Origin of the sequence: Klebsiella sp. 54 (assembly GCF_018223875.1) — a bacterium.
GTDB classification, from domain to species: Bacteria; Pseudomonadota; Gammaproteobacteria; order Enterobacterales; family Enterobacteriaceae; genus Klebsiella; species Klebsiella quasipneumoniae.
Genome location: NZ_JAGRRA010000018.1, coordinates 12,881 through 34,491, shown reverse-complemented (window position 1 = coordinate 34,491; position 21,611 = coordinate 12,881). Strand labels below are relative to the sequence as shown.

At 58.6% G+C, this 21,611-nt stretch carries 22 protein-coding genes and 1 riboswitch; of the genes, 13 read left to right on the top strand and 9 right to left on the bottom strand.

Annotated features, from left to right (window positions below; translation table 11 throughout):
• The first annotated feature begins 464 nt into the window (after positions 1-464).
• Together purH and purD are read left to right on the top strand one after the other, a co-directional pair.
• Entirely contained in the window at positions 465-2,054 is a 1,590-nt protein-coding gene (gene purH / locus KHQ24_RS23945; RefSeq protein ID WP_004206735.1) for a bifunctional phosphoribosylaminoimidazolecarboxamide formyltransferase/IMP cyclohydrolase, read from the top strand.
• A gap of 15 nt (positions 2,055-2,069) precedes the next feature.
• On the top strand, positions 2,070-3,365 hold the full coding sequence (gene purD / locus KHQ24_RS23940) for a phosphoribosylamine--glycine ligase (RefSeq protein ID WP_004206736.1): 1,296 nt from the start codon (positions 2,070-2,072) through the stop codon (positions 3,363-3,365).
• On the opposite strand, the gene zraR is transcribed toward purD, so the two are convergent.
• Both zraR and zraS read right to left on the bottom strand, forming a co-directional pair.
• Positions 3,355-4,686, bottom strand: coding sequence for a sigma-54-dependent response regulator transcription factor ZraR (gene zraR / locus KHQ24_RS23935; RefSeq protein WP_023319469.1), 1,332 nt, complete (start codon positions 4,684-4,686; stop codon positions 3,355-3,357). The genes purD and zraR overlap by 11 nt on opposite strands.
• Positions 4,673-6,067, bottom strand: coding sequence for a two-component system sensor histidine kinase ZraS (zraS, locus tag KHQ24_RS23930; RefSeq protein WP_200983532.1), 1,395 nt, complete (start codon positions 6,065-6,067; stop codon positions 4,673-4,675). The genes zraR and zraS overlap by 14 nt, the downstream gene beginning before the upstream one ends.
• 259 nt (positions 6,068-6,326) lie before the next feature.
• Between zraS and zraP the strand changes: the two genes are divergently transcribed.
• On the top strand, positions 6,327-6,764 hold the full coding sequence (zraP, locus tag KHQ24_RS23925; protein ID WP_023319467.1) for a zinc resistance sensor/chaperone ZraP: 438 nt from the start codon (positions 6,327-6,329) through the stop codon (positions 6,762-6,764).
• Between the two features lie 3 nt (positions 6,765-6,767).
• On the opposite strand, the gene KHQ24_RS23920 is transcribed toward zraP, so the two are convergent.
• From KHQ24_RS23920 to nudC, 6 genes are all read right to left on the bottom strand, one after another.
• Complete coding sequence (locus KHQ24_RS23920) at positions 6,768-7,463, bottom strand: DUF1481 domain-containing protein (protein WP_023319466.1); 696 nt, start codon at positions 7,461-7,463, stop codon at positions 6,768-6,770.
• 12 nt (positions 7,464-7,475) lie between these two features.
• On the bottom strand, positions 7,476-7,748 hold the full coding sequence (gene hupA / locus KHQ24_RS23915) for a nucleoid-associated protein HU-alpha (RefSeq protein ID WP_002884342.1): 273 nt from the start codon (positions 7,746-7,748) through the stop codon (positions 7,476-7,478).
• 186 nt (positions 7,749-7,934) lie between these two features.
• A complete protein-coding gene (locus tag KHQ24_RS23910; protein WP_023319465.1) occupies positions 7,935-8,525 on the bottom strand; it encodes a YjaG family protein in 591 nt (196 codons plus the stop codon).
• Positions 8,526-8,567: 42 nt separating this feature from the next.
• On the bottom strand, positions 8,568-9,239 hold the full coding sequence (nfi, locus tag KHQ24_RS23905; protein WP_048322647.1) for a deoxyribonuclease V: 672 nt from the start codon (positions 9,237-9,239) through the stop codon (positions 8,568-8,570).
• A gap of 12 nt (positions 9,240-9,251) precedes the next feature.
• Complete coding sequence (gene hemE / locus KHQ24_RS23900; RefSeq protein ID WP_004206744.1) at positions 9,252-10,316, bottom strand: uroporphyrinogen decarboxylase; 1,065 nt, start codon at positions 10,314-10,316, stop codon at positions 9,252-9,254.
• A 40-nt stretch (positions 10,317-10,356) separates the two neighbouring features.
• Positions 10,357-11,130 (bottom strand): NAD(+) diphosphatase, encoded by a 774-nt coding sequence (gene nudC, locus KHQ24_RS23895; protein ID WP_004206745.1) that lies wholly within the window; start codon positions 11,128-11,130, stop codon positions 10,357-10,359.
• A 93-nt stretch (positions 11,131-11,223) separates the two neighbouring features.
• Between nudC and rsd the strand changes: the two genes are divergently transcribed.
• From rsd to KHQ24_RS23845, 10 genes are all read left to right on the top strand, one after another.
• Entirely contained in the window at positions 11,224-11,721 is a 498-nt protein-coding gene (rsd, locus tag KHQ24_RS23890) for a sigma D regulator (RefSeq protein WP_211777515.1), read from the top strand.
• 53 nt (positions 11,722-11,774) lie between these two features.
• Positions 11,775-11,898, top strand: a riboswitch (TPP riboswitch).
• An 84-nt stretch (positions 11,899-11,982) separates the two neighbouring features.
• Positions 11,983-13,878: a phosphomethylpyrimidine synthase ThiC gene (gene thiC, locus KHQ24_RS23885; protein ID WP_023319462.1), complete on the top strand. Its 1,896-nt coding sequence runs from the start codon at positions 11,983-11,985 to the stop codon at positions 13,876-13,878.
• Positions 13,878-14,513, top strand: coding sequence for a thiamine phosphate synthase (gene thiE / locus KHQ24_RS23880; RefSeq protein ID WP_017901116.1), 636 nt, complete (start codon positions 13,878-13,880; stop codon positions 14,511-14,513). The genes thiC and thiE overlap by 1 nt, the downstream gene beginning before the upstream one ends.
• Positions 14,506-15,261, top strand: a complete 756-nt coding sequence (gene thiF / locus KHQ24_RS23875; protein ID WP_004206749.1) for a thiazole biosynthesis adenylyltransferase ThiF — start codon at positions 14,506-14,508, stop codon at positions 15,259-15,261. Before thiE ends, thiF begins: the two co-directional genes overlap by 8 nt.
• Positions 15,245-15,445, top strand: coding sequence for a sulfur carrier protein ThiS (thiS, locus tag KHQ24_RS23870; RefSeq protein ID WP_004206750.1), 201 nt, complete (start codon positions 15,245-15,247; stop codon positions 15,443-15,445). Before thiF ends, thiS begins: the two co-directional genes overlap by 17 nt.
• A gap of 1 nt (position 15,446) precedes the next feature.
• Positions 15,447-16,217, top strand: coding sequence for a thiazole synthase (thiG, locus tag KHQ24_RS23865; protein ID WP_032456545.1), 771 nt, complete (start codon positions 15,447-15,449; stop codon positions 16,215-16,217).
• Positions 16,214-17,347: a 2-iminoacetate synthase ThiH gene (thiH, locus tag KHQ24_RS23860; protein ID WP_211777514.1), complete on the top strand. Its 1,134-nt coding sequence runs from the start codon at positions 16,214-16,216 to the stop codon at positions 17,345-17,347. The genes thiG and thiH overlap by 4 nt, the downstream gene beginning before the upstream one ends.
• Before the next feature lie 316 nt (positions 17,348-17,663).
• Positions 17,664-19,196 (top strand): sensor domain-containing diguanylate cyclase, encoded by a 1,533-nt coding sequence (locus KHQ24_RS23855; RefSeq protein ID WP_004206753.1) that lies wholly within the window; start codon positions 17,664-17,666, stop codon positions 19,194-19,196.
• Positions 19,197-19,368: 172 nt separating this feature from the next.
• Positions 19,369-19,674 (top strand): PTS sugar transporter subunit IIB, encoded by a 306-nt coding sequence (locus KHQ24_RS23850; RefSeq protein WP_211777513.1) that lies wholly within the window; start codon positions 19,369-19,371, stop codon positions 19,672-19,674.
• Positions 19,675-19,677: 3 nt separating this feature from the next.
• Positions 19,678-19,995, top strand: a complete 318-nt coding sequence (locus KHQ24_RS23845) for a PTS lactose/cellobiose transporter subunit IIA (RefSeq protein WP_004206755.1) — start codon at positions 19,678-19,680, stop codon at positions 19,993-19,995.
• A gap of 43 nt (positions 19,996-20,038) precedes the next feature.
• Here the strand turns inward: KHQ24_RS23845 and dcuB are convergent, their stop codons facing one another.
• Positions 20,039-21,379, bottom strand: coding sequence for an anaerobic C4-dicarboxylate transporter DcuB (gene dcuB / locus KHQ24_RS23840; protein ID WP_008808003.1), 1,341 nt, complete (start codon positions 21,377-21,379; stop codon positions 20,039-20,041).
• Positions 21,380-21,611 lie beyond the last annotated feature (232 nt).

The window sequence follows — 21,611 nt, the reverse complement described above, 5'->3', positions numbered from 1 at the left end:
CTCTGTCGCGAGGTGGCGTATATTACGCTTTCCTCTTTCAGAGTCAACCCGTTTTTCAGGATTTTTCTCTTCAACCGAACTGGCTGTTTGTGTGAAGTGATTCACATCCGCCGTGTCGATGGAGGCGCATTATAGGGAGTTCTCGAGCGCCCGCAATAGAAAAATGGCAGAAAAATGACTGACTGCTGCATTCCCCAGCAAAACCCCGCTTTATACCCCTTTACACACAGAATTATCCACAGGAGAGCGTCAAACCAGGACCGAAAGCGCCGCGGATCGGCAGCTATATAGAAGAAGAACCATCGGCCTAAAGAGAAAGATAAAAATTCGCGAGCGTTGCGCAAACGTTTTCGTTACAATGCCGCGCTATGACACGGATGCCCGGTTGGGTGCGTTAGGTGAGTTTTTAGGCAAAAACTCACCTAACGCTCTCTGTAATGTTCAAATCCTGGGGATTTAATACCATGCAACAACGTCGTCCAGTCCGCCGCGCTCTGCTCAGTGTTTCTGACAAGGCCGGTATCGTCGAATTCGCGCAGGCGCTTTCCGCTCGTGGTGTCGAGCTGCTGTCCACTGGCGGCACTGCTCGCCTGCTGGCAGATAAAGGCCTGCCGGTAACCGAAGTCTCTGACTACACCGGTTTCCCGGAAATGATGGATGGACGCGTGAAAACCCTGCATCCGAAAGTACACGGCGGCATCCTCGGCCGTCGCGGTCAGGATGACGGCATCATGCAGCAGCACGGGATCGCGCCTATCGATATGGTGGTCGTTAACCTCTATCCGTTTGCCCAGACCGTCGCTCGCGAAGGATGCTCGCTGGAAGACGCGGTGGAAAACATCGATATCGGCGGCCCGACCATGGTCCGCTCCGCGGCGAAGAACCACAAAGACGTCGCCATCGTGGTGAAGAGCAGCGACTACACCGCCATCATTAATGAGATGGATGCCAACGAAGGCTCCCTGACGCTGGACACCCGCTTCGACCTCGCCATTAAAGCCTTCGAACACACCGCCGCGTACGACAGCATGATTGCCAACTACTTCGGCAGCATGGTTCCGGCCTATCACGGCGAAAGCAAAGAAGCCGCTGGCCGCTTCCCACGCACCCTGAATCTGAACTTCATTAAGAAGCAGGATATGCGCTACGGCGAAAACAGCCACCAGCAGGCTGCCTTCTATATAGAAGAGAATGTCAAAGAAGCTTCCGTGGCAACCGCTACCCAGCTGCAGGGCAAAGCGCTCTCCTATAACAACATTGCCGATACCGATGCGGCACTGGAGTGCGTGAAAGAGTTCAACGAACCGGCCTGCGTGATCGTTAAGCACGCTAACCCATGCGGCGTTGCCGTTAGCGACTCGATCCTCGACGCCTACGATCGCGCATACAAAACCGACCCGACCTCCGCGTTCGGCGGCATCATCGCCTTCAACCGCGAACTGGATGCCGACACCGCGCAGGCGATCATCTCTCGCCAGTTTGTCGAGGTGATCATCGCCCCGTCCGCCAGCGAAGAAGCGCTGAAAATCACTGCCGCGAAGCAGAACGTCCGTGTACTGACCTGCGGTCAGTGGGATGCGCGCGTTGCCGGTCTCGATTTCAAACGCGTTAACGGTGGTCTGCTGGTTCAGGACCGCGATCTCGGTATGGTCACCGCGGGTGAACTGCGCGTGGTCAGCAAACGTCAGCCGAGCGAGCAAGAGCTGCGCGATGCGCTGTTCTGCTGGAAAGTGGCGAAATTCGTCAAATCCAACGCCATCGTGTATGCCAAAGACAATATGACCATCGGCATAGGCGCCGGCCAGATGAGCCGCGTCTACTCGGCGAAAATTGCCGGGATTAAAGCCGGTGACGAAGGTCTGGAAGTGAAAGGCTCCGCCATGGCCTCTGACGCCTTCTTCCCATTCCGCGACGGGATTGACGCCGCGGCAGCGGTCGGCATCACCTGCGTTATTCAGCCGGGCGGCTCTATCCGCGACGACGAAGTGATTGCCGCCGCTGACGAACACGGCATCGCCATGATTTTCACCGACATGCGCCACTTCCGCCATTAATTCATGGAGCAGCAGATGAAAGTATTAGTAATCGGCAACGGCGGGCGCGAACACGCCCTGGCCTGGAAAGCGGCCCAATCGCCGCTGGTTGATACCGTCTACGTCGCGCCGGGCAACGCCGGTACCGCGCTGGAGCCGTCGCTGCAAAACGTCGCCATCGGCGTTACCGATATTCCGGCGCTGCTTCGCTTCGCCCAGGATGAAAATATCGACCTGACCATCGTTGGCCCGGAAGCGCCGTTGGTCATTGGCGTGGTTGACGCGTTTCGTGCCGCCGGGCTGGCCATCTTCGGGCCAACCGAAGGCGCTGCGCAGCTGGAAGGTTCGAAGGCCTTCACCAAAGATTTCCTTGCTCGTCATCATATCCCGACGGCGGAATATCAGAACTTCACCGATGTTGAGCCAGCGCTGGCTTATCTGCGCGAGAAAGGCGCGCCGATCGTCATCAAAGCCGACGGTCTGGCGGCGGGTAAAGGCGTTATCGTGGCGATGACCCTCGAGGAAGCCGAAGCGGCGGTCAAAGACATGCTGGCCGGTAACGCTTTCGGCGACGCCGGACACCGCATCGTCATTGAAGAGTTCCTCGATGGCGAAGAGGCCAGCTTTATTGTGATGGTCGACGGCGAGCACGTCCTGCCGATGGCCACCAGCCAGGATCACAAGCGCGTCGGCAACGGCGATACCGGCCCGAATACCGGTGGGATGGGCGCTTATTCTCCGGCGCCGGTCGTGACTGATGAAGTCCATCAGCGCACCATGGAGCGGATTATCTGGCCAACCGTGAAGGGCATGGCCGCGGAAGGCAACACCTATACCGGTTTCCTGTATGCCGGTCTGATGATCGACAAGCAGGGCAACCCGAAGGTGATTGAGTTCAACTGCCGCTTTGGCGATCCGGAAACCCAGCCGATCATGCTGCGCATGAAATCCGACCTGGTAGAGCTGTGCCTCGCCGCCTGCGCGGGCAAGCTGGATGAGAAAACCTCCGAGTGGGATGACCGCGCGTCGCTGGGCGTGGTGGTTGCCGCCGGCGGCTATCCGGGCAACTACAACACGGGCGATGAGATCCATGGTCTGCCGCAGCAGGAAGCGGCAGACGGTAAGGTCTTCCACGCCGGCACCAAACTGTCTGACGACCAGCGCGTGGTCACCAACGGCGGTCGCGTACTGTGCGTCACCGCCCTGGGCGATACCGTAGCGCAGGCGCAGCAGCGCGCCTATCAGCTGCTGACCGATATTCGCTGGGATGGTAGCTTTAGCCGTAGCGATATCGGCTGGCGTGCCATTGAGCGTGAAAAGGCTAACGGCTAAGTTTCGCCAACAGCGTTTTCCGCGTAATGCCTAACTGACGGGCGGCTTCGGTTTTGTTGCCGCCCGTTTTTTCCAGCGCCGCCAGAATCACCTCTTTTTCGACTTCCACTAGCGGCTGAATCAGCCCCTCCTCGCTCCCGCCTGACGGCAGCGGCGTACCGGCGATCGCCAGCGGCAGTTCCCGCCCGGAGATATAGTCCCCGGTCAGCAGCACCACCGCCCGCTCCACCGCGTTTTCCAGCTCGCGAATATTGCCCGGCCAGGAGTAGTGGATCAGCAGGTCCATCGCCTGTGGCGTGAACCCCTTTACCGCCTTACGATTGCGTTCGGCATAGCGTTTGAGAAAGTGCTGCGCCAGCTGCGGAATATCTTCCCGGCGCCGGCGCAGCGGCGGCATCTCAATAGTCACGACGTTCAGGCGGTAATAGAGATCCTGGCGAAAACGCCCGGCGCTGACCTCTTCGGCGAGGTTGCGGTGGGTGGCGGCGATCAGCCGCACATCAACGGCAAGCGTCTGGTTGCTGCCGACACGCTGCACCTCCCGCTCCTGAATCGCCCGCAGTAGCCGGACCTGCATCAATGGCGAGATATCGCCAATTTCATCGAGGAACAGCGTGCCGCCATCCGCTTCGACAAAGCGCCCCTCACGTCGCCGATCCGCGCCGGTAAACGCCCCTTTTTCATGGCCGAAGAGTTCCGACTCCAGCAGCGACTCATTCAGCGCCGCACAGTTGAGCGTCACCAGCGGCTTATCACCGCGCCCGCTGCAGGCGTGGATGGCGCGCGCCACCAGTTCCTTACCGGTTCCCGACTCCCCATGGATCAGCACCGTCGCGTCCGAAGGGGCTACCAGCATAATTTCGTTAAGAAGCGCCTGCATCGCCGGGCTGTCGCCAATCATGCCCCACCGTGAATCCGTCGCAACGCTGGGGTCGCCCTCGCTATGACGGGTGTGTGCCAGCGCCTGGACTAACGTCTGCTGTAACGTGTCAAAATCCAGCGGTTTAATCAGATAATCCAGCGCCCCGGACTTAATGGCCTCCACCGCCGTATCGACGCTGGAGAACGCCGTCATGATCAGCACCGGGATCGCCGGGTTATAGGCTTTTATCTCTTTTAACGTTGCGATACCGTCCAGCTCCGCCATGCGAATATCGCACAGTACCAGGTCGAAAACCTGATGATGGATCTGCTCCAGCGCCTGCCGGCCGTTGTGGGCTAATGCCACCTGATAGCCCCAGCCGCGCAGCAGCGCCTGCAAGATCGTGCAGTGGCTGATGTCATCATCGACAACCAGAATCTGTACCTTATCGCTGCTCATCTTCCCTCCGTTGAGCATCCAGCGGTAGCCAAAGCGTAAATATCGCTCCAGCCCCCGGCTGACTTTCGGCGCGGATCGTCCCGCCATGTTGTTCGATAATATTCTGCACCACCGCCAGCCCCAGCCCGGTGCCGTCCGCCTTGGTGGTGAAATAAGGAGTGAAGATGGCCTGTAGTTCTTCATCGCTCATCCCCTTACCGCTATCCTTAACGACTATTTTGATACGTCGCCGATCGGCTTCACTTGCCGATACGTGAATGACGCCGTCGCGGCCAATCGCCTGCATCGCGTTCAGGTACAGGTTCAACAGCACCTGGTTCAGGCGGTCGGCATCGGCGTTGATTGTGGAGAGCTCCGGGCGCGGAGTAAATTGCAGCGCGATCCCGCGACTCTGCGCATCCTGGCTAACCAACTGCAATGAGTGGTGGATAAGCGCGTTAATATCCACCGGCTGGTAATTTAAATGCGCGGGCCGGACCAGCTCCAGCAGCTCACTGACCACCCGATTGAGGCGGTCGGCCTCTTTGGCCATCACCTGCGCTAACTGATGCGACTCACCGCCCGGCGGCGTGCGCTCGGCAAAATATTTTGCCAGCCCTTTAATCGACGAGAGCGGATTGCGGATCTCGTGCGCCACGCCTGCCGCCAGATGGCCAAGCGCCAGCAGTTTCTCTTTGCGGGCCATCGCCTCCAGCAGTTGTTTCCGTGAGCGGCGATAGCGGCGGAACCAGAACTGGGCAAGGATCGTTGCCGCTGTCACCAACGCGGCAGCGCCCAGCATGATGGCCATATTCCGCTGCCCGCGGGCCTGCGCGGCATCCAGCTCGCGGCTATCAAAGGCGATAAAAATCACCTGCGGGACGCTGGCTTGAGCCAGGGCGCTGTTGCCGCGATTCATCATGCCCATATGGTGGCCGCGGGCCGGATTGAGCGGGCGAAACTGGCGATAGATCTCCATGGCCGGCTGCGGCTCGCTAAGCCGCCGCCAGCGAGCCTGTTCGCCAACCGCCAGCGCACGCATCTGCGCGGGGCTGTAGAGCGTTTGACCCACCTGCTGCGGATCGCTGTGGGCGATGATGACGCCATTGTCATCAGTCACCGCGAACCACAGGACGCCCGGCTGCCAGGCCATCTCTTCCAGCAGGGCCTGCAGCTGCGCGTGGTGCATCCGCATTCCCATGCCAACGCGCGTGCCGGACTCCAGCGCGCGGATCAGTACGCTCCCCTTCTCCTCGATAGTTTGTCGGGCGGCGGTCGTCTCACGACCGTAGTCGCGGACGATCATCGCGGAGAACAGCACCACCAGCAGCACTACCGTACCGGTCAGCAGCCAGCTCAGCGCGCCAGCGGCAGCGTCCCGGGAAAAAGGTTTGATCTTCATCGGCGAGTCCTTGTCATCTCCTTTTCGCTATCAGCAGGATCTTTCAGCAGAAATCATGCCATGTTTCCGCGCGGCCAAACCTGCTCTCAAACATATCGCCTGCGCTTTAGCGAGTAAAAATGACTCGCCGGTCCCGGGCGGAACGGGTCATTTTTACTCGCTCTTCTCTTTAACGGCCTCGGCAGGCCTGCACGGACGGGCTTTTTCAGGCTGGCATGAAAGATGCAATACCGAGAGAAACCACACAGGAGAAAATGCCATGAAACGGAACCGTACCTTACCTCTTGCCCTCGTTACCTTTGCCGCGCTGACCTTCGGCAGCAACACGGCCTGGGCCAACCACCACTGGGGCAACAATAACGGGATCGGCAACCAGGGCTACAGCCAGCTGACCCAGGAGCAGCAGGCTACCGCGCAAAAGCTGCATAACGATTACTATGCGCAAACCAGCGCCCTGCGCCAGCAGTTGCAGTCCAAACGCTATGAGTACAATGCATTGCTCACGGCGCAAAAGCCGGATAGCGGCAAGATTGAAGCCGTCGCTCAGGAGATGGAAGGCTTACGCCAGAAGCTGGATCAGCAGCGAGTGAAATTTGATCTCGCCCTGGCTGAGGCTGGTGTTCCCCGCGGCGCAGGAATGGGATATGGCGGCTGTCGCGGTAGCGGCGGCGGTCATATGGGCATGAATCACTGGTAAAGGTTAGAAGCTTTTTTCCGTCGGCTGCCAGGTGCAGAAGTTTTCATTGGCCACCAGCAGCAGTTGAGAGCCTTCCGGCGCCTCCAGCCAGGCAATGCTCACCGCGGCGGAAGCGTGGCTCTGCCGACGTTCAATGTGCGCCAGAGCCCGACTATCGAGGTCGGGCGTGACCGTCTGCCCTTCACAGGTCAGCACGGTATGCGCGGCGGCGTTCCAGCGTCCCTGACGCAGGACGACCCGTCCCTGGCGGAGGGCGTCGCTGGTCTGGCGGATCTGCTCGGCGCGATAACGGTACAGCGCGACCTGGTCGCTGGAGAGTTGCTGCTTCTGCCCGTCAACTTCCCGCTGCATAAAGCTAAGATCGCCCTGCGCGTCGAAGCGGGCACGAATATGTTCCGGCGGCTTGCCGTAGACATTGAGTTCAATCAGCGTCAGCTGATCGCCCTGCCAGCGATATTCGCTGGTCGAGGTGTCCCCGTGACGCCACGGGCTGAAGGCGGCGAGAAGATGGACTTCATCGCCAGAATCTTTACGCCAGATACGCATCGCCCCCTGGTTGTCCGCATAACCGCTGGCGGTAAATGGTGGTAGCGACGCGTTATGGCTGCAGGCAGTCAGCAACAGGATGCCCGCCAGCGCCAGAGGCCGGCGCCAGACAGACAAAAGGGGCTTAATAGCCCCTTCGATAAAACTGTTCACTGCCACGCGGTCTTACTTAACTGCGTCTTTCAGTGCTTTGCCAGAAACAAATGCCGGCACGTTAGCTGCAGCGATTTTGATCTCTTTACCGGTCTGCGGGTTGCGGCCAGTACGCTCAGCGCGGTGGTTCACTTTGAAGGTACCGAAACCAACCAGTTGAACAGCATCACCTTCTTTCAGAGACTCAGTAATTGCAGCCAGGGTAGATTCCAGGGCAGCTTTAGCCTGTGCTTTGGACAGGTCAGCTTTGTCCGCAATTACATCAATCAGTTGAGTCTTGTTCATAAGTTATCCTTACAATGTGTTTATCGCTTGCTAAGCATCGAGTGCGACGGAAATGCCAAAAAAGCACCCTCCTGCATACACGCACCGATAGCCACTTTTTTTCGCCCTCCAAATGTAGACCAGACGGGGGGCGGAATGGAAGCCTTCAGACGCTACAATTCAGGCGGTAAATCACGTTTTCTGGTCTCACTGCTGAAAATTTATACCAATATTGCTCTCGCCGGCCTCACGCAGGTCCGCGCGCAGGCCTTTTATCAGCTCAAGGTCACGCTCTTCGCAGTCGGCCAGCAGGCGGAAAATTTCCCATTGAATGTCCCATTCCTGCTCTACCGCCGGGTTCGCTTTCAGCTCTTCGTCGGTCATTTCGCGACCTTCATGGGTCATTTCCAGCATCGCCACGGTGGTGATGGAGGTTTTGCTCACCTCGATCGCGTGCTCGAGCGTTTCGCCGCTCAGACGCGAATGGATCAGTTCGCTCAACGCCACGCAGGCGTCTATGGCCGGATAAACACCGTACAGGTCGAAATCATCTGCCGCCGGGATCGCCTCTTCCAGTTTCTCCAGCTGACTATCGAAATTCACCTTCGCATCTTTGACCGTCAGCGTTTCCCAGATCAGATCCAGGATACGACGGTACAGCTGGCCGTCGCCAAACTCGGTTTGCTTGCAGAACATCGCGTAGTTGGGGTACATACGCTCGCACAGGCAGGCCATAAAAGTGACATGCTGCCAGCTTTCCAGCTTCTCCAGGCGCAGGTGAATCGGGTTTTGTAACATGATGAATTCTCGAAGTCAGAAATTAGGCGCAGTGTACCTGAATCAGCTGTGATTTGCTTGCCAACGCACAAACGACGGACGGCGGGAAGCCACCGCATCGGCCCAGCGCGTCGGTTCGGGCAGACGATAGCCTCGCATGCAGCGTTCGACCCACATTAAAGCGCTGTCCATGCCTACCCGGTGGCCGGTGCTAATAAACAGCGGGTTGCAGCGCACTTTGCTGCGCCAGACCCAGGCCAGTTGCTCATTTTTATCCATCAGCGGGGCCAGCGCACCGGGCTCATCACCCAGGTCGCCGATTTTGCCGCACAGCCGTTTTTTCGCCACCCCGATGGTCGGCACGTCGATCATCAGGCCAAAATGGCTGGCGACGCCGAGCCGCCGGGGATGGGAGATACCGTGGCCGTCAACAAACAACAGGTCCGGTTTTTGCGAAAGCTGCTCCCACGCCGCCAGCAGCGCAGGGGTTTCGCGAAACGAGAGAAAGCCGGGAATATAGGGCATGGAAGTGGCGACGCGCGCCACCTGATACTCCACCAGCTCCAGTTCAGGCCAGGTCAGCAGCACCATCGCAGCCCGGGTGACCTCCCCTTCCTGCTCAAACCCGACATCCGCGCCGCCGATCAACGTCGGTGGGTCACGATCCAGTCGATCCGCGCGCTCTACCGACGCGGCTAACTGTTGCTGCTGGATACGGAGTGCGGCTAAATCCATATGGCTGATCTCCTACTGGTGATAGGGTGCGGAAAGACGATGCACCGCTTCAACAAAGACGCCCGCATGCTCAGGGTCAACGTCCTGATGGATGCCGTGGCCGAGGTTAAAGACGTGGCCTTCCCCCTGACCAAAGCCGGCGAGGATGGTCGCGACTTCTTCTTCAATACGCGCGGGGGGCGCATAGAGCATGGACGGATCCATGTTGCCCTGCAGCGCGACTTTGTCGCCCACGCGACGACGGGCATCGGCAATATCGGTGGTCCAGTCGAGACCCAGCGCGTCACAGCCGGTCTCCGCCATCGCTTCCAGCCACTGACCGCCGCCTTTGGTGAACAGGGTCACCGGCACGCGGCGGCCTTCGTTTTCCCGCAGCAGGCCATCGACGATTTTATGCATATAGTAGAGGGAAAACTGCTGATAGTCGCGACCGGTCAGCACCCCGCCCCAGGTGTCAAAAATCATTACTGACTGCGCGCCGGCTTTTATCTGCGCGTTGAGGTACAGGGTGACGCTCTTCGCCAGTTTATCCAGCAGCGCGTGCAGCGCCTGCGGTTCGGCGTACATCATCTTTTTGATGACGGTGAAAGCCTTACTGCTGCCACCTTCCACCATGTAGGTCGCCAGCGTCCATGGGCTACCGGAAAAACCGATCAGCGGCACTTCGCCTTTCAGTTCACGGCGAATGGTGCGCACGGCATTCATCACGTAGCCCAGTTCCTGCTCGGGATCCGGGACTGGCAGCTTGTCGACGTCGGCTTTGCTTTTCACCGGCGAGGTGAAGCGCGGGCCTTCGCCTGCCTCAAAGTACAGCCCCAGTCCCATGGCGTCCGGGATGGTCAGGATGTCCGAAAAGAGGATCGCCGCGTCCAGCGGATAACGACGCAGCGGCTGGAGCGTCACTTCGCAGGCCAGCTCGGCATTTTTACACAGCGACATAAAGTCGCCCGCTTGCGCACGGGTGGCTTTGTACTCCGGTAAATAGCGGCCCGCCTGGCGCATCATCCACACCGGGGTGACATCAACCGGCTGACGCAGCAGCGCGCGCAGGTAACGATCGTTCTTCAGTTCGGTCATTTTTACATTCCTTTAGCGTTGATACGCCCAGTGTAACATGTCACTCGAACTCTGCCCGACACATCGCGACGGTATCTTCGATAAGCCGGCGCGCCACCGTACCTGGCGGCGGCAGAAGCGGCAGATCGTCATAGCGGTACCAGTCCGCGCTGAGTAACTCTTTTTTATCCACCACGATATCGCCCTCTGCGTAATCCGCCATAAAGGCAGTCATCAGCGACTGCGGGAACGGCCAGGGTTGAGAAGTCACGTAGCGCAGATTTTTCACCTTGATACCGCTCTCCTCCATCACCTCACGGGCGACCGCCTGCTCAAGGGTTTCGCCAACTTCGACGAATCCGGCCAGCACGGTGTGTACCCCATTGCGATGTCGGGTATGTTGCGCCAGCAGGATCGCATCGTCGCGACGGATAGCGACGATAATGCACGGGGCGATTTGCGGGTAGTAACGTTCACGGCAGTGGCTGCACAGCATCGCCCATTCACTTTTACTGGCATGCATCGGGTGGCCGCAGTAGCCGCAAAATTTATGCGATCGGTAAAATTCGGCAAGCTGGATCCCTCGCCCCGCCAGCTGGAATAGACCCGGATCCTGATCCAGCACCTGGCGTAACGATCCCATGTCATGGCGGCGATCCTGGCGCACCATCCAGACGGGCTCCCCCTGCCATTCGCCAATATGCAGCGCATGCTGGCCGACAAGATCGAAATTAACCGCTTCGCCATGTGGTAATTCTCCACCAGGCAACCATAATTTTTGTTCGTGACTGACAACCCACCAGCCGCGATCTAATTTTTCAATAATACGATCCATATCTATTGCACTACCTTTGCTTCACTGGCATGTTGTTAACATTATATTTACATTTTGGTGAGCAGATTTAAATCAAAACTAGCGGAGTCAATCATGCTAAACCAGCTGGAAAATCTGACGGAGCGCGTTGGCGGTAGTAATGAACTGGTCGATCGCTGGCTACAAGTGCGTAAGCATCTGCTCGTGGCTTACTACAATCTGGTTGGCCTGAAACCGGGCAAAGAGTCGTTTATGCGGATAAACGAAAAGGCGCTGGATGACTTTTGCCAAAGCCTGGTGGATTACCTCTCGTCCGGTCATTTTAGTATTTATGAACGCATTATTGGCGAAATGGAAGGCGATACCCCACTTTTAGCCGCCACCCGGCTTTACCCGCAGCTGGAAGCCAATACCCAGCAGATGATGGACTACTACGATACCTGCCTCGAAAACGCCATTGATCATGATAACTACCTTGAATTTCAGCAGGCGCTGTCGGATATCGGCGAGTCGCTGGAAGCGCGTTTCGCCCTGGAAGATAAACTGATCGCCCTCGCCGTCGCCCATCACCTGAGCGATGAGGTGCGCGATAATATTGCCCCGACCGCTTGAGTTGTGCGCAATTAACGAGTAGTTTACCTCCATTCCCCCTCCCCGGAGGGGATGTCATCTTGTCGGAGTGCTTATTTTCCATGTGAAGGCTACATGGAAAAGGCTGAGACCGTTAATTCGGGATCCGCGGAACCTGATCAGGCTAATACCTGCGAAGGGAACAAGAGTAAACTGCTGTTCGCGTCAGTCCGTCAGGGCCGATCGCATCTGTTACTCCATCCGTCGTCTGACAAGCCATGTCCTTTATATCTGGAATGCGCTATGTCTACTACCAAACTGACCCGTCGTGAGCTACGCGAGCACGCGCAGCGATTTATCGATACGCTGGAAGGCGCTGCTTTTCCTAATTCGCGCCGTATCTACATTCAAGGTTCACAAGCGGATATCCGCGTCCCAATGCGCGAAATCCAGCTCAGCCCGACCCTCGTCGGCGGCGATAACGATAACCCCCATTACGAAGCCAACGAACCGATCCCGGTGTATGACACCTCCGGGCCTTATGGCGACCCGGATATTGGCATTGATGTCCGCCAGGGGCTGGCCAGGCTGCGCCAGCCGTGGATCGACGCACGTAATGACTGCGCCCCGCTCAGCGAACGCAGCTCGGCCTATACCAAAGCGCGGCTGGCCGATGACGGCCTCGATGAGCTGCGCTTCAATAGCCAGCTGACGCCAAAACGCGCCGTTGCCGGCAAATGTGTTACCCAACTGCACTACGCCCGCCAGGGGATCGTCACCCCGGAGATGGAGTTCATCGCTATACGCGAAAACATGGGCCGTGAACGTATTCGCAGCGAAGTTCTGCGCCAGCAGCATGCCGGAGAAGGCTTCGGCGCCCGCCTGCCGGAAAACATTACCCCCGAGTTCGTCCGCGATGAAGTGGCCGCCGGGCGCGCCATCATCCCGGCCAATATCAACCACCCGGAGTCTGAGCCGATGATTATCGGGCGCAACTTCCTGGTGAAAGTGAATGCTAATATCGGCAACTCGGCGGTGACCTCTTCCATCGAAGAAGAGGTCGAGAAACTGGTCTGGTCTACCCGCTGGGGCGCCGATACGGTGATGGATCTCTCTACCGGCCGCTATATCCACGAAACCCGCGAGTGGATCCTGCGTAACAGTCCGGTCCCCATCGGCACTGTGCCGATTTACCAGGCGCTGGAGAAGGTCAACGGCATCGCCGAGAACCTCACCTGGGAAGTCTTCCGCGATACCCTGCTGGAACAGGCCGAACAGGGAGTCGACTACTTCACCATTCACGCCGGCGTACTGCTGCGCTACGTCCCGATGACCGCGAAGCGTCTGACCGGCATCGTCTCGCGCGGCGGCTCGATCATGGCCAAATGGTGCCTGTCGCACCATCAGGAAAACTTCCTCTACCAGCACTTCCGCGAAATCTGCGAAATCTGCGCCGCCTATGACGTTTCGCTGTCGCTGGGCGATGGCCTGCGCCCCGGCTCCATTCAGGATGCCAACGACGAAGCACAGTTCTCCGAGCTGCGCACCCTCGGCGAGCTGACGAAAATCGCCTGGGAGTATGACGTGCAGGTGATGATCGAAGGTCCCGGCCACGTGCCGATGCAGATGATCCGCCGCAATATGACCGAAGAGCTGGAGCACTGCCACGAAGCGCCGTTCTACACCCTCGGGCCGCTCACCACCGACATTGCGCCGGGCTACGACCATTTCACCTCCGGCATCGGCGCGGCGATGATCGGCTGGTTCGGCTGCGCCATGCTGTGCTATGTCACGCCGAAAGAGCATCTCGGCTTGCCCAACAAAGAGGATGTGAAGCAGGGATTGATTACCTACAAAATCGCCGCCCACGCCGCTGACCTGGCGAAAGGCCATCCAGGGGCGCAGATCCGCGATAACGCCATGTCGAAGGCGCGCTTCGAATTCCGCTGGGAAGACCAGTTTAACCTCGCGCTGGATCCGTTCACCGCTCGGGCCTATCACGATGAAACCCTGCCGCAGGAATCCGGCAAAGTTGCCCACTTCTGCTCCATGTGCGGTCCGAAATTCTGCTCAATGAAGATCACTCAGGAAGTCCGCGACTACGCCGCCAGGCAGGCCATCGACGCCGGCATGGCCGATATGTCGCATCACTTCCGCGCCCGCGGCGGCGAAATCTACCTGAAACAGGAGGAAGTCTGATGTATCAGCCTGATTTTCCACCCGTCCCGTTTCGTCTCGGGCTCTACCCGGTAGTGGACAGCGTGGCGTGGATTGAACGCCTGCTCGAAGCTGGAGTACGCACCCTTCAGTTACGCATCAAGGACCGACGCGACAGCGAGGTGGAGGATGACGTCATCGCCGCCATCGCCCTTGGCCGCCGCTATCACGCCCGGCTGTTCATTAACGATTACTGGCGACTGGCGATCAAGCACCAGGCCTACGGCGTACATCTCGGACAAGAAGATCTGGAAACCACCGATCTGAGCGCCATCCGCAAAGCCGGGCTACGTCTTGGCGTCTCCACCCATGACGATATGGAGATTGATATCGCCCTGGCGGCGCGTCCCTCTTACATCGCTCTGGGTCACGTCTTCCCGACGCAAACCAAACAGATGCCCTCCGCGCCGCAGGGACTCGAGCAGCTTGCCAGACATATCCAACGCCTGGCGGATTACCCCACCGTGGCGATCGGCGGAATTAGCCTTGAAAAGGCCCCGGCGGTGCTGGCGACCGGCGTCGGCAGCATCGCTGTGGTCAGCGCCATCACCCAGGCGGCGGACTGGCGGGCAGCAACCGACCAGCTGCTGGCGCTGGCAGGAGCGGGCGATGAATGATCACGACTTTATGCGCTATAGCCGCCAGCTGCTGCTGGAGGATATTGCCATCGAGGGTCAGCAGAAGCTGTTAGCCAGCCGGGTGCTGATTATCGGCCTTGGCGGGCTGGGCTCCCCGGCGGCGCTCTATCTGGCCGGGGCTGGCGTCGGGACGCTGACCCTGGCCGATGACGACGCCGTGCATCTCAGCAATCTGCAGCGGCAGATCCTGTTCACCAGCGCGGATATCGATCGGCCAAAAGCCGCGGCGGCAAAGACGCGGCTCAGCCAGCTAAATCCGCAGATCACACTGGTTGCGCTCCAGCAGCGCTTAAGCGGCGAGGCGCTGCGCGCCGAGGTGGCGAAAGCGGACGTGGTGCTGGACTGTACCGATAACATGGTCACCCGCCAGGCGATCAATGCCGCCTGCGTGGCCCTCGACATCCCGTTAGTGACCGCCAGCGCCGTCGGCTTCGGCGGTCAGCTGATGGTGCTCACCCCGCCCTGGACACAGGGCTGCTATCGCTGCCTGTGGCCGGATAGCGACGAACCGCAGCGCAACTGCCGCACCGCGGGGATCGTCGGCCCGGTGGTCGGCATGATGGGCACGCTGCAGGCGCTGGAGGCGATTAAGCTGCTCAGCGGCATGACGACGCCGCGCAACACACTGCGGCTGTTCGACGCCCGCACCAGCAGCTGGCGTAACCTGGCGCTACAGCGCTCCCGGGGCTGCCCGGTGTGCGGAGGGCGACATGCAGATCTGGTTTAACGACGAGCCGCTGGCGTGCGCCGACAATCTCAGCGTGAGCGCCCTGCTGACCCAGCTCGAACAGCTGCAGCCGGGCGTCGCGCTGGCGCTCAATCAACACATTCTGCCGCGCGATCGGTGGGAAGATCATCTCTTGCAGGAAGGCGATCGAGTCCTGCTTTTTCAGGTTATCGCTGGAGGCTGACATGTTACGTATTGCAGACAAAACATTTGAATCCCATCTTTTCACCGGTACCGGCAAATTCGCCGCCCCGGGGGTGATGGTTGAGGCGATTCGCGCCTCGGGCAGCCAGCTGGTCACCCTGGCAATGAAGCGCGTCGATTTACGTCAGCACAATGACGCCATCCTCGCCCCGCTGCTGGCGGCGGGGGTCAGCCTGCTGCCGAATACCTCGGGCGCCAAGACGGCGGAAGAGGCGGTGTTTGCCGCCCGCCTGGCACGGGAGGCTCTGGGCACCCACTGGCTGAAACTGGAGATCCACCCGGACGCCCGCTGGTTGCTGCCCGACCCGATTGAAACCCTGAAAGCGGCGGAGCTGCTGGTCCGCGAAGGGTTCGTGGTGCTGCCCTACTGCGGCGCCGACCCGGTGCTGTGTAAACGACTGGAAGAGGCTGGCTGCGCGGCGGTGATGCCCCTGGGCGCGCCGATCGGCTCAAATCAGGGGCTGGAAACCAAAGCCATGCTGGAGATTATTATCGAACAGGCGACGGTGCCGGTGGTCGTCGACGCCGGCATCGGCGTTCCGAGCCATGCGGCGCAGGCGCTGGAAATGGGAGCGGACGCGGTGCTGGTCAATACCGCTATTGCCGTCGCCGACGATCCCGTGGCCATGGCCCACGCCTTCCGTATGGCGGTCGAGGCCGGCTTGCTGGCCCGTCAGGCCGGACCGGGGGCGCGCAGCGCGCAGGCGCAGGCCACCAGCCCGCTCACCGGATTCCTGGAGGCGCTGGCATGAAAACCTTTAGCGATCGCTGGCGGCAGCTGGAGTGGGACGACATCCGCCTGCGCATCAACAGTAAAACCGCCGCCGATGTCGAACAGGCGCTGGCGGCCAAACAGCTGACCCGCGACGATATGATGGCACTGCTTTCGCCAGCGGCGGCCGGGTATCTTGAACCTCTGGCCCAGCGCGCGCAGCGGCTTACCCGCCAGCGCTTCGGCAATACCGTCAGCTTCTACGTGCCGCTGTATCTCTCCAACCTGTGCGCCAACGACTGCACCTACTGCGGCTTCTCGATGAGCAATCGCATTAAGCGCAAGACGCTGGATGCCGCCGAGATTGCCCGCGAGTGCGCCGCGATCCGCGACCTGGGTTTTGAGCATCTGCTGCTGGTAACCGGTGAGCATCAGGGCAAGGTGGGAATGGATTATTTCCGCCAGCACCTGCCGGCAATCCGCAGCCAGTTTGCCTCGCTGCAGATGGAGGTACAGCCGCTGGCGACCGACGAGTATGCCGAGCTGAAAACCCTGGGGCTCGACGGGGTGATGGTCTATCAGGAGACCTATCACGAAGGTATGTACGCCCAGCACCATCTGAAAGGGAAAAAACAGGATTTCTTCTGGCGGCTGGATACGCCGGATCGCCTGGGCGAGGCGGGGATCGATAAGATCGGCCTTGGCGCGCTGATCGGCCTTTCCGACAGCTGGCGAGTGGACTGCTTTATGGTCGCTGAGCACCTGTTGTGGCTGCAGCAACGCTACTGGCGCAGCCGCTATTCGGTCTCCTTCCCGCGTCTGCGTCCCTGCGCCGGCGGCATTGAACCAGCCTCGCTAATGGATGAGCGTCAGCTGGTGCAGACCATCTGCGCCTTCCGCCTGCTGGCGCCGGAGGTTGAGCTGTCGCTATCCACCCGCGAATCCCCCTGGTTCCGCGACCGGGTGATCCCGCTGGCGATCAATAACGTCAGCGCCTTCTCCAAAACCCAGCCCGGGGGTTACGCCGACGATCATCCGGAGCTTGAGCAGTTCGCGCCGCACGATGGCCGTCGACCTGAAGAAGTCGCCAGCGCGCTGGCTGCCCGCGGCCTGCAGCCGGTATGGAAAGACTGGGACAGCTGGCTGGGACGCGCCTCGCAAATCTCATGATGAACAGTGTAAGCGCCTGATATTTTTGCGCGTCTGCACGAGAGATGAAAAACGGGAACTGGCCCGCCAGGCGCCCTTTTTCTATTCTGCCCGGGTCAGCAGCGGACGCTGACCAGGGCGAACCTTTTCTTCCTCATTTTCGCCCTGCCTCTCCGCGCTGAACGAGGGCCTGTGCATTATCGCCGAATATAAATCACGATACATGAAGGCCTCAGAGTTATAATTGAGCAATAGTTAACTGATTCGATCGGCAGGCGCCGCAGTCACAACCTGCGTTCGGACCCATGGTTTATACATCCGGGACGATTAACGATTCATGGCTCTACACAACAGAAAGCTCTCTTTCACGACGCCGATCGTCGTGGGGTTTGCCGGCATCTTGCTCAGTTTTATGCTGATCGCTATTTTTGTCACCCTGGCGCAGCGGAAAGATTTTCTTGAAGATTATCACGACATTAACCGCAACTTTACCCACAACCTGGCGATCAACTATACGGAAACCCTGCTGCGGGAAAATGATTTTATCCTTGGGCGCGCGGTCGCCTTCTTTGCCCGCAATGACGAACTGAATCGCGCCGTCAATGTGGAGCCGGAGAAAGGATTAACGACGCTGATGCAGTTACAGAACATGATGCCGAGCGTCTCATCCATCTCACTGGCGGATACCGAGGGCCACTATCTGCGCGCCCCGGAGGTGCTGGAAAATGAAGACAGCCGGGCTTTCGATCCCAGAACGCGGCCCTGGTTTATCAAACAGGCGGAAGCCAGCACCTTCAGCCACTACACCAGCCCATATATGGATTTTTTTACCCACCATCCGACGATTACCATTTTCAAACCCATCATCACCCCGGAAGGGAAACTCAAGGGCAGCCTGGCCTTTCATCTTGATCTCACCTCCATGGGGTTCGCGCTGCGTCAGATGGTGGCCCCCGTACAGGGCGAGTTTTTTGTGGTGCAGCGTGATGGCAAAGTGGTCCTGCACTCCGACCCTGGTGCGCTGTTTAAACCCTTCGTCAGTAATGAGCTGATGGATAAAATGACCAGCGGCGAGGGGCAGCTTTACGATCCCGGAAGCGACACCTGGTATTACTATTACTCCTTTACCAATCCCGACTGGTTTGTGATTTTCCGTGTTGATAACACCACCCTGGTCAATCTGACGCGCCATGAAACCAATTTAGTGATCGGCGGTTTTGCCCTCGCGGCGATCATCATCATCCTGTTCGGCCTTTATCTGCGTCATGCCTCCCGCACCGTGCTGATGAATATCATCAATGCGATTAAAACCGGCGACGTCAAACGCGCCCCCCGCCTCGAGGCGATGCTGAGTAAAGCCATTGAAACTAATAAGCAGCGCGAGCTGACCTACGTCCGCCAGGCGACCATCGACGCGCTCACCGGCTGCAAGAACCGCCGCGCCTTCGATAGCGATATTGCCGCGCTGATGAACGATCATCAGCCGTTCGCCCTCGCGCTGGTCGATATCGATAACTTCAAATCGATCAACGACACCTGGGGTCACCTCAACGGCGATATCGTTCTGCGAAACGTCGCCCGCGAAGGACTGCAGGTCCTCCAGCCGCTGGAGATATCCCTCTATCGCTATGGTGGCGAAGAGTTCGCGGTGGTCTTTCCTGCCGAACATATTGATAACGCCCGCACGCTGCTGGAAACATGGCGGGTAAACGTCGAACGGCGCACCTGGCGCGAAGATGGCCTGACGGTCACCTTCAGCGCCGGGCTGGGGGAATGGAACATGGAGCCGCTGGATAAGCTGGTGGTGAGCGTCGATGAAGCGCTGTACAAAGCCAAACAGCAGGGTAAAAACCGCATCCTGCGCGCCTAGGGCTTCAGGGCCGCAACCGCCCACTTCGGTGGGCTTTTTTATTTTTTTCGGCAAAAATGAAACCGGTTTCAATTTTTGTGTGATGACTTACACACAATCACGGTAAAGCGGTTGTCGCATCGCCAGGGCCGCGATAAAGATAAGACATCACGGAACACAAGGGCCACTGACTATGAAGAATATCGTTTTGTGCTGTGCCGCCGGTATGTCTACCAGCATGCTGGTTCAGCGTATGCAAGATGCCGCGCAGAAGAAAGGTGTTGAAGTCTCCATCAAGGCCGTACCGGTCGCCGAGTTTAAAGATAATCTGGCCGCCGCCGACATTATTCTGCTCGGCCCGCAGGTGAAATATGAGCAGGCGAAGCTGCAGGCGCTGGCCGACCCGTTAGGCAAAAAGGTCGCCGTGATCGATATGATGGACTACGGCATGATGAAAGGTGATGCCGTTCTGGATAAAGCCCTTAAGATGCTGGAGTAATCGATGGAAGATTTAGAAACGATCATCATGGAGCTGCTGGTTAACGCGGGTTCTGCGCGCAGCGCGGCGCTCACGGCGCTACAGCTGGCGCGGAAAGGCGATTTTGCCGCAGCGGAGCAGGCCATGGCCGAGTCCCATGAGTTCGTCAAACATGCGCATAAAATTCAGACCCAGCTTATCGGCCTGGATGAAGGCAGCGGTAAGTTACCGGTCAACCTGATCACCGTGCATTCTCAGGACCATCTGATGAACGCCATGGTCATTCAGGATCTGGCGACCGATATGATTGAACTATACCGTCGCCTGCCCCTCGCGCAATAATCTCTCGAATTTAACGGGCGTCGCTGCCGGCGCCCGTCCCCGCTTACAGAAAGCCGTACATCGCCGCGAATACCCAGCCAAACACGCAGGAGACGCCAACGCCGATGAGCCCGGGCAGGATAAAGCTGTGGTTAATCACAAAGCGGCCAATATGGGTGGTCCCTGAGCGGTCAAACTGGATCGCCGCCAGATCGCTTGGGTAGGTCGGCAGAATATAGTAGCCATAGCAGGCCGGCGCGGAAGCCACGATATAGGCCGGGTCGACGCCGATGGCCAGGGCCACCGGCACAATCGCCGCCAGCGCTGCCGCCTGCGAGTTCACAAACTTCGAAACCAGCAGCAGAACGATGGCATAGGCCCATGGATACTCTTTGACCATCTCCCCGAGTACGCCTTTAATCTCGGTCATGTGCGCGCCAAACATGGTCTCCGCCATCCAGGCGATGCCGTACACCGCGACGATAGCGATCATTCCCGAACGAAAGACCTCATTTTTGGAAATCGATGCCGGGTTGGTTTTAGTAATGATGATGATCAGCGCCCCGGAAAGCAGCATAAACATCTGGATCACCAGCACCATCGACAGCGGTTTACCGTCAAAGGCCGGACGCAGTTCAGAGAAGGCGCCAAGCAGCGCCACCACAGCGATGGAGGCCAGAAAAATCCACATCGCTATCCAGTTGCTGGTGGGCAGCTTTTTATCCAGCAGCGTCGCCGTATCGCCATAGACGTAATGGCGGTTCTCCGGTACCGCAATAAACGCCTGGAAGGCTTCGTCTTTATCCAGATCTTTGCCGCGGAACCAGCTGAAGATGCCGATCGCTAAAATGCCCAGCAGCGTGGACGGAATGGTTATCGCCAGCAGATCGAGAAACTCCAGATGTTTACCGTTAAAGGTAAAATTCCCCAGCATCGCCACCAGCGAAACCACCGCCACCGAGACCGGGCTGGCGATGATCCCCATCTGGGCGCCAATGGAGCTGGCGGCCATCGGACGCTCCGGGCGAATGTTATTCTTAATCGCCACATCGTAGATAATCGGCAGGATGGTATACACCACGTGACCGGTACCGCAGAGGATGGTCAGCGTGCAGGTGACGAAAGGCGCCACAATAGAGACATATTTTGGGTTACGCCGCAGCAGCTTCTCAGCAATCTGCAGCATAACATCCAGACCGCCGGATGCCTGCAGCGTCGCCGAGGCCGCCACCACCGCAATGATCACCAGCATCACATCAACCGGCGGTTTGCCCGGCTGGAGATGAAAAACAAAAACGAGGATCACCAAACCGATGCCGCCCAGCAGCCCCAGCGCAATACCGCCTTTTCGGGCACCATAAAACAGACAAATTAAGATAATAATGAGTTGTATCGCGAATTCCATGCAGCCCCCAGAGCCTGTCCGCTCAGACCTAAAGTAATGATCCATACCTGTCTGCCGGGGTTATTTCTGCGCCTTGTTGGGGGAAGCATGAGATGCAGCGATCCCTCTCCGGAGCCGTCGCGCCGAAGATAAAGCAGCAGCAGTAATCCCATGATTCATCAGGTATTTTGAATATATCCTCTTTGAATTGATTATTTTTTGATATGAGTAGAAGTTTTACCCATATATAAAG